Below are 7,596 nucleotides of genomic sequence, written 5' to 3'. Positions count from 1 at the left end.
GTGGCGCTCCCATGCAGAACCTGGCCCATAGTGCATCCTTTGATTCGGACGACAATGATGAACCATCAAAGCCTGGGATCAAACACCTAGCATGCCTATGTCGAGGCGGCGCGGCAGATGCCTGAGGACGGCCGGATCATCGTGATCGGCTCGGTGAACGGTGACCGAATGCCCGTCTCAGGCATGGCGTCCTACGCGCTGAAAGGCGCCCTGCGTCAGCCGAGTCGGGATTGGGCAGACCGCGCGCGGTCGTTTGCAGGGCGTAGCACACGCGGTGCCGAGTGTCTCGTCCGCGAGGGGGCGGATGGTGCGCAGCAACGGCTGCACTTGGGACTGCAGCCGAGACAGGGATAGACCTGACTATTCGAGCGCGTCCGCTCCGCCTCGAGGGCGGAGCGGACGTCGGACCGCTCATTACTTTTGCATGAACAGATGATCATGGCGCGATGGCTCTCGACGGAGAGAGCCTAGGTTGTTGTCACCCGGCAAGCGATCAGTAGTCCCAAACGGCCGGTACGCAACGAAAGGCGTCGCCGTCGACCGCCACATGACAAACCGACGGGAACGGCAGGTGAGTGGCCACCAGGGGCTCGCGGTTCGCCGCGAGTTCCCGCATAAGACTGACGCGGACGCGGGCCGCTTCCTCGGGGTCGTGTTCGAAGCCGTTGTGCCAGTCGGGATGGTCGAATCCAACCTGGAACACCAGGTCCCCGGCGAACGTCAGCCGGTCGTGGCCTGACGACAGACGGACGACGCTGTGGCCCGGGGTGTGGCCACCGGTGCGACGGACGACCACTCCCGGCGCCACCTCGTGTTCGTCTTCGAACGGGCGCAGATGGCTGCGATACTCATTCATGAATCGCTTGGCTGCCCGCCGAAGCGCGTCTGGAAACCCCTGCGGCATGGACACGCGGGAGAAATCGGGCGATTCCCAGAACTTGATCTCAGCGGCTGCAACGTGAATCCGCATGTCCGGATTCAGCTGCTCCTTCACGCCGTCGATCAGCAGCCCGCCAATGTGGTCCATGTGCATGTGGGTCAGCACCACGTCAGTCACCGATGCCAGATCGATGCCAGCGGCCTTCAGCCGATGGATCAACTGCCCTGCCCGCGGCAAGTGCAAGTCCGGGTCCGCCCCTAGCCCAGCGTCGACGAGTATGGTTTGGTCGCCGCTGCGCACCACAGCCACGTTCAGCGGCCACTCGAGCGTCTCCGGCGAGAGGAACTCGTCCTCCAGCCAGGCTGTCCGGACGGCCGGGTCGACGTTGTATGCGATAGTCGGGGCTGGAATTGGTAGGATACCATCGCTGACCACGAGCACGTCAATCTCGCCGACCTTGAGTGCGTAGCGCGACGGAACCAGCTCGTCAGGTCCCGGTCGAGCAGAAATGTCGTCCACATTCATGTTTGTGCTCATGTTTGTCTCCTGTTGATCGCCTTTGCCGCGGCTATATCGCCGCATCCGCCGTTGGCCCCCCCTGGCTTGGCATGCGCCTTCATGGACGGCCACAGAGCGTGTGCGGACGAGATTGCGCCGCCATGGCCTGCGAGACCATCAAACGGAAGTATCGGCCACGTAATGCGAAGGTGCATGGCCGACCTTTGCAAGGGCGGATGATCTCCCGCAAAAGTCGAAAGACACCCCTTCGAGCAGGGACTAACGGCTGTGAGCAACTTGTAACAATCTCCGGAAAGCTCGTAATCGTAATGCGAGATCATCGAGGGCTCCAGAGCCGGACATATCTATTGGCATCGCTAGCTGACGAATGATCGAGGAGACACTTCCGATGAAGGCAATCGTAGTGACGGATTAGGCTGGCGGGACGGCTGCGATGAAGCTGGCCGATCGGCCCGAGCCCCAGGCAGCGATAAACGACGTCGTCGTTTAGATTCAGACGTCGGGATTCGTCCCGACTGAGCTAGAGTGGCCCTCGACCTGGACCGATCGGCGGCCGGAGGCAGGAAGCACAGGCCTCAGGCCGCGGCCCTATCAAGCGGGTCGGCAATGATCGCGAAAAGGAATACGGCCTGCAGCGAAACTAAAGCATTGGTCGCGCGTTGGACGCGGATAACGCTATTTCGTCTCTGAGCATGGTTAGGTCAGAGTGGTTAAGCCGACGTCGCGTAAGGCAATCAATGGGTCGAGCGCTAGTCAAGCGAAGTCGCCCGCTCGTGACGAGGTCACTTTATCGCCGCCGGCTTTCCGGCCGGTCCAGCTTGCAACGCTCGTGGACACGGTCCCAGCCGGCGATCGGTGGGTCCATGAGATGAAATACGACGGCTATCGTGTTCTCGTTGCCGTCGGCGGTGGCGAGGCGCGAGCCTACACACGATCTGGTCTGGACTGGTCTAGCCGTTTTCCCTCGATCATCTCCGAGGCTCGCAAGCTGAAGGTGCGCTCCGCCCTGATTGACGGAGAGGCCGTCGTTGTCGATGCCGAAGGAAGATCTAACTTCCAGGCGCTTCAGAATGCATTGAAGGGCGCCCCGACGACTATCGACTTTTATGCGTTCGATCTGCTGCAGCTCGACGGCGAGGATCTGACAAGGCTTTCTCTTCTTGAGCGCAAAGCGAAGCTGGAGGCGATCTTGCCTGCGAAAAATCCCGTCCTTCGTTACTCCGACCATATCCTCGGTCGCGGAGAAGAGTTGCTCGATCGCTTCTGCGCAGCCGGCCTTGAGGGGGTCATTTCAAAGCTCGCGGATTCGAGTTATGTGGCGGCCCGCGGCGCAAGCTGGCTGAAGATCAAATGCATCAAGCGGCAGGAGTTTGTGATTGTCGGCTGGACGCCGTCCGACAAGGTCCGCGCGTTTCGGTCATTAATCCTTGGCGTTCATGACGGCGGCAAGCTGCGTTACGCCGGGAAAGTCGGCACCGGCTTCGATACCGCTGAACTCCTTCGTCTCTTGAAGATCATGGCGCCGCTTGAGCAGAAGGCAGCGACCGTCGACGCACCACGCGCCGAAGTGCGCGGCGCACACTGGCTCCGTCCGAAACTGGTCGCTGAGATTGCTTTCACCGAAATGACAAATGAAGGGACATTACGACATCCGAGCTATCTTGGTCTCCGCGAAGACAAGAAGCCGGAGGCGGTCGTGCTCGAGACGGAACGTCATGCAAGCGACCTCGCGGTGTCAGCGACACCCGCCATCGCGATAAGTAACCGTGACCGCGTCATCTATCCCGAGTCCAACATCACCAAGGGACAGCTCGCCGACCATTACGCAGCGGTTGCGGCGATCATGCTGCCTTGGGTTGGCAGCCGGCCGATCAGTCTGGTTCGATGCCCACAGGGCCGCGCGAAGAAGTGCTTCTTCCAAAAACACGACGCCGGCAGCTTCGGCGATAGAGTCCACCACGTCGGCATCAGGGAGAAGGACGGGCACGAGGAACCATATCTCTATGTCGACGATGCCGACGGACTGATGACGTGCGTCCAGATGGGAACTATTGAGCTGCATGGGTGGGGGGCTCGGATCGAGGATGTCGAAAAGGCGGACCGCCTCGTGTTCGACCTCGACCCCGATGAAGGCCTCGATTTTGAGGCCGTCCGCGCAGCTGCCTTTCAGTTCCGCGCCATCCTTAAATCGCTGGGGCTCACCACTTTCCCGATGCTGACGGGAGGCAAAGGAGTGCACGTCATCGCGCCCCTCACCCCTGGCGCCGAGTGGCCAGAGGTGAAGGACTTCGCGTCTCGCCTGGCGCAGGCGGTCGCCCAGAGCGATCCGGCCCACTTCACGGCCGTGTTGTCAAAGGCGCGCCGCAAGGGTCGCATCTTTGTGGACTATCTACGCAATCAGCGCGGGGCGACCGCTATCATGCCCTACAGCGCAAGATCACGTCCGGGCGCCCCCGTGGCGGCACCCATTACGTGGGCAGAGATGAAGACAATAGATGCGCCCTCTCATTTCCACGTGGGCGACGCTCCTGAATTAATGAAACGCGCAGCCTCCAAAGCTCTGGCGGGGTGGGGTCGCGCTGACCAATCCTTGCCCAATCTGTAGCGTGCGACGCGGAAGAGGCTGTAAAGCTGGGATTTAAGGGCAACACAGCGCTCATGGCCTTGGTTGATTGGAACCTGCGGAGATCGGCCTCGTTTGGCTGAAGCCATGGCAAAAACCGCTTCGAGAACTGTCGCCAGTCTTTTGAGGGAATATGCGCAACGGAGGTCTATGCGCGGCGACAATCCATATCGCACAAAGGCATACTTGCGCGCGGCAGACAGTCTGATGGCGCTGTCGCAGCCGCTTGACCGGATCATCGCCGCCGGCGCCCTCACCAAGATCCCGGGGATCGGTGACGCGATCGCAGACATCGTGACCAAGCTTTACCATACCGGCACGCACCCAGGCCTTGAGAAGCTGCGCGAGGATGTTCCAGCGGGCGTGATGGAGCTGTTTGCCATACCCGGGCTTCGTCCCGATAAGATACTGAAGCTTCATCAGACGCTCGGCGTGAACTCGCTGGCGGAGCTCGAGGCCGCAGCAAGAGAAGATCGCATACGCCCAGTCAAAGGCCTCGGCGCCACGCTTCAGACAAAGCTCCTGCAGAACCTGGCCATCGTGCGAAGCGGCGAAACGCAACTTCATCTGCACAAGGCAGCCGCTCTTCTCGAACATGCGGTCCTATCGGTAAAGCAAGAGCATCCCGAATTTTCGCGCGTCGAAATTGCAGGTGACTTCCGGCGCGGTTGCGAACTCGTTTCCGACTTCGCCCTGGTAGCGCAGGGCAGAAAGTCGACTGGAATCGAGGATACGACCCTCAGGCTTGTTGTCACGGACAGGAAGCACTTTGGCGCGAGCCTGCTCGAAGCAACCGGTTCGGCAGACCACCTTGAGCAACTGAAGACGTTCGCCGCCGACAAGGGATTCACCCTAAACGCCGACGGGCTTCGTCGCGGGAGAAAGCTGATCGCGTCAGCGACAGAAGAAGAAATCTACCAAGCTCTAGACCTGCAGTTTATCGAGCCTGAATTGCGCGAAGGCAGGGCGAGATCGAGCGAGCGGCAAAGCACAAGCTACCCGCTCTCATTCGGGATGAAGATCTGCACGGCATCCTGCATTCTCACACGACCGCATCCGATGGCACCGAAACGCTTGAGGCAATGGCTGAAGCTACCCGCATGCGCGGCTTCGAATACTATGGTGTCGCCGATCATTCGCAGTCCGCTCACTACGCCGGCGGTCTTTCGTTGCACGAGATTGCTGAACAGCACCGCGAAGCTGACCGGCTGAACAAGGCATACAATGGAGAATTTCGCATACTGAAGGGCATCGAAGCGGACATCCTGGCGGATGGCACGCTCGATTACCCGAATGATATCTTGGAGACGTTCGATTTCGTCGTCGCGAGCGTGCACAGCCGGTTCAAGTTGCCGGAGAAGGAGCAGACGGAGCGTATCATTGAGGCGATCGGAAATCCTCGGACGACAATCATCGGGCACATGACCGGTCGCCAGCTGTTGCGCCGGCCCGGTTATGATCTAGACATCGACAAAGTCCTCAAAGCGTGCGCGAAACACGGCGTCGCCGTCGAAATCAACGCACATCCCTGGCGACTCGACCTCGACTGGCGCTGGCATCAAAAGGCACTCGATCATGGCTGCATCTTCAGCATCAACCCGGACGCTCATTCGATCCGCGAGCTCGACCACATGCATTGGGGTGTCGAGATGGCGCGCAAGGGCGGCGTCCCTGCGAAGCGGGTCCTGAACGCGATGCGTTTGACGGCCCTCCTTGCGCATCTCGCACGGCGCAGGCAAATGTCCTAACCTGGCTCTGCGCCCGGCCTATCAGCGCAGGAGTCCGTCATTCTTAAAATCTTCCCAGCCGCGCAAACTGGAGTGCGAGTTCTCATCGGGGCCATTGCCAGCTGAAGCTGCAGTTCCGCGCCCGCTTCTTTGAGCAGGTTTCATAAATCGACCGAGACATTTGCACTCCCCGCAACAATGTTCATCGAAAAGTGTAGTGTTAGGCTCTGCTGCTAGGTATCTCAGTCAACTGGCTCCTTGTAATTCGACAAGCACTTCACTAGCCAGGACCATGCTTTAGAAGGTCGTAAAATGTGGAAACCTTCCACTTGATCAGAAATTTCAACTGCAAACCAGTGATGCAGGGGGGATAGGAAGTTAAATTCCAGGCAAGCAAATTTTATGTCGTTTCGATGCAGTGAAGGAAAATCGTCTAAGTTGATCGTAATTTGTTTCAGATCAGGTATCACTGGAGATTCTTTGTTCCAAACCTCAACAACATCTCCTCGGCGCCACCAGTCGGTAATGCCGATCTCGACATTCTCTAGATCCTTGCACAGCGTATCCTTCGCTATGCGGTCGATATCGGGCATGGCCCTCTCAAGGCGAGATAGAAAGTCCGGAAGATCTATCCAGTCGCGACCGAGACTGCACTTAAAGGCCCTGTCGACGAATTCGAGCGTATCGCGGTCACCTTTCTTTCCGAGACGACGCTGACCGAAAAAAAAGTTCTCGCCGCTGCGGAGTTGGAAGCAGAATTCGACCGCGACATCGGCTTCGCGTCCGGCGAGTACCTTGTGTAAGTCATCCCGCGACGGCAGTTCGTCAGGTCCGAACCGAAAAGCATCCATCCAGTTACCGTCAAATGCGATTTGGACTCTAAATGGCGATCTAGTGACCGCTTCGCAGAGCTCAGACGGCAAAGAAAAATTGGAGGTCATTAGTGTCCCTCTAAACGGTGTGAGCATTAACGAGTGATTTAGACAAAGTCCGACAATTCGAAAGCTCGGCGCGGGAAACAAGCTCGGCGCCGGGCAACTTGGCGTCGAATCACCTCCGGTCAAAATACGGGAGATAGCCTCGGAATCTAATGACATTGCATTCATCCTAACGTGCAGCGCTAGGAAACGTTTATGCGCGCGGCATTGGTTTTCGCGCATCGTCCGCATCACGTGTTGGTGTGGCCGGCCCTAGCGATATAGGCCGAATTGACCCTGTCCGGCCTGGCTGCCCCTCGTGTCCGCGACACTCGCCATGGGATCTACTTATCGCGACGAAAATGAGCTCCGGGTCACTCACGGCCTAACCGTACAGACGTCGATGTTAGCTCACGCGCGCAGACTGACAAGGAACCCGTGGAGGCAGCATACGAGGCTAAAGGTTACGTTTAGCGCAAGATCTCGAACGCACAAATCTGAGGGTTTCTCGCTCCTCGATCATACAATTTCATTTGTCTGTTGCATCGCCTTACATCCAAAGTTCGACTTCTCTGAATTGTTTCGAACCGCTGAATCTCTGAGGGTACATCTACCTCGAACAAGGACAGAACTCATGACCCTCAGCTTCCGCTCGCATGTGAGACAGATTTTCGGCATGGTCGCCATTGCCACGCTCACTTGTCTAACTCATGCCTCCGTTGCCCGGGCGCAGGATACGGAGGAGTTGTCCTTTGCGACAGACCCAACCTATCCTCCGTTTGAATTCAGCAAGGATGGGACACTGGTTGGCTTTGACATCGATCTACTCAGGGCCATCGGAAAAGCGTAAGCGCTGTTGTGGGACCACCTTTCGGGAGTGGTCGCGATCTGTGAGGTTGCCGATTCTGTATTGGGATCGGAGATCGGCTT

General features: G+C 58.5%; 5 protein-coding genes and 2 pseudogenes. 5 read left to right on the top strand and 2 right to left on the bottom strand.

Annotated elements, in window-relative coordinates; translation table 11 throughout:
• Positions 1-493 precede the first annotated feature (493 nt).
• The gene (locus NKG60_RS31970) at positions 494-1,417 is read right to left on the bottom strand and encodes an MBL fold metallo-hydrolase (RefSeq protein WP_352976672.1); all 924 of its coding nucleotides are present in this window, start codon (positions 1,415-1,417) and stop codon (positions 494-496) included.
• 415 nt (positions 1,418-1,832) lie between these two features.
• Here NKG60_RS31970 and NKG60_RS31965 point away from each other — a divergent pair.
• From NKG60_RS31965 to NKG60_RS31950, 4 genes and pseudogenes are all read left to right on the top strand, one after another.
• Positions 1,833-1,949: pseudogene (locus NKG60_RS31965) on the top strand (NADP-dependent oxidoreductase); the annotation flags it as partial.
• Between the two features lie 156 nt (positions 1,950-2,105).
• Positions 2,106-4,004 (top strand): DNA ligase D, encoded by a 1,899-nt coding sequence (gene ligD, locus NKG60_RS31960; RefSeq protein WP_352976670.1) that lies wholly within the window; start codon positions 2,106-2,108, stop codon positions 4,002-4,004.
• A 105-nt stretch (positions 4,005-4,109) separates the two neighbouring features.
• Positions 4,110-4,922, top strand: a pseudogene (locus NKG60_RS31955) (helix-hairpin-helix domain-containing protein); the annotation flags it as partial.
• 182 nt (positions 4,923-5,104) lie between these two features.
• Positions 5,105-5,770: a PHP domain-containing protein gene (locus tag NKG60_RS31950; protein WP_352976668.1), complete on the top strand. Its 666-nt coding sequence runs from the start codon at positions 5,105-5,107 to the stop codon at positions 5,768-5,770.
• 221 nt (positions 5,771-5,991) lie between these two features.
• Here the strand turns inward: NKG60_RS31950 and NKG60_RS31945 are convergent, their stop codons facing one another.
• Positions 5,992-6,690, bottom strand: a complete 699-nt coding sequence (locus NKG60_RS31945; RefSeq protein ID WP_352976666.1) for a hypothetical protein — start codon at positions 6,688-6,690, stop codon at positions 5,992-5,994.
• A gap of 610 nt (positions 6,691-7,300) precedes the next feature.
• Here NKG60_RS31945 and NKG60_RS31940 point away from each other — a divergent pair.
• The gene (locus tag NKG60_RS31940; RefSeq protein ID WP_352976664.1) at positions 7,301-7,516 is read left to right on the top strand and encodes a transporter substrate-binding domain-containing protein; all 216 of its coding nucleotides are present in this window, start codon (positions 7,301-7,303) and stop codon (positions 7,514-7,516) included.
• Positions 7,517-7,596 lie beyond the last annotated feature (80 nt).

The organism is Mesorhizobium sp. M1428 (assembly GCF_040317515.1).
In the GTDB taxonomy this organism is placed as follows: Bacteria; Pseudomonadota; Alphaproteobacteria; order Rhizobiales; family Rhizobiaceae; genus Mesorhizobium.
This window is presented reverse-complemented; position numbering and strand designations above follow the sequence as displayed.

Excerpts from the sequence above, each read along its gene's own strand:
- NKG60_RS31945 (WP_352976666.1), bottom strand. The coding sequence starts at position 6,690 with ATGACCTCCAATTTTTCTTTGCCGTCTGAGCTCTGCGAAGCGGTCACT.
- NKG60_RS31940 (WP_352976664.1), top strand. The coding sequence starts at position 7,301 with ATGACCCTCAGCTTCCGCTCGCATGTGAGACAGATTTTCGGCATGGTC.
- NKG60_RS31950 (WP_352976668.1), top strand. The coding sequence starts at position 5,105 with ATGGCTGAAGCTACCCGCATGCGCGGCTTCGAATACTATGGTGTCGCC.
- NKG60_RS31970 (WP_352976672.1), bottom strand. The coding sequence starts at position 1,417 with ATGAGCACAAACATGAATGTGGACGACATTTCTGCTCGACCGGGACCT.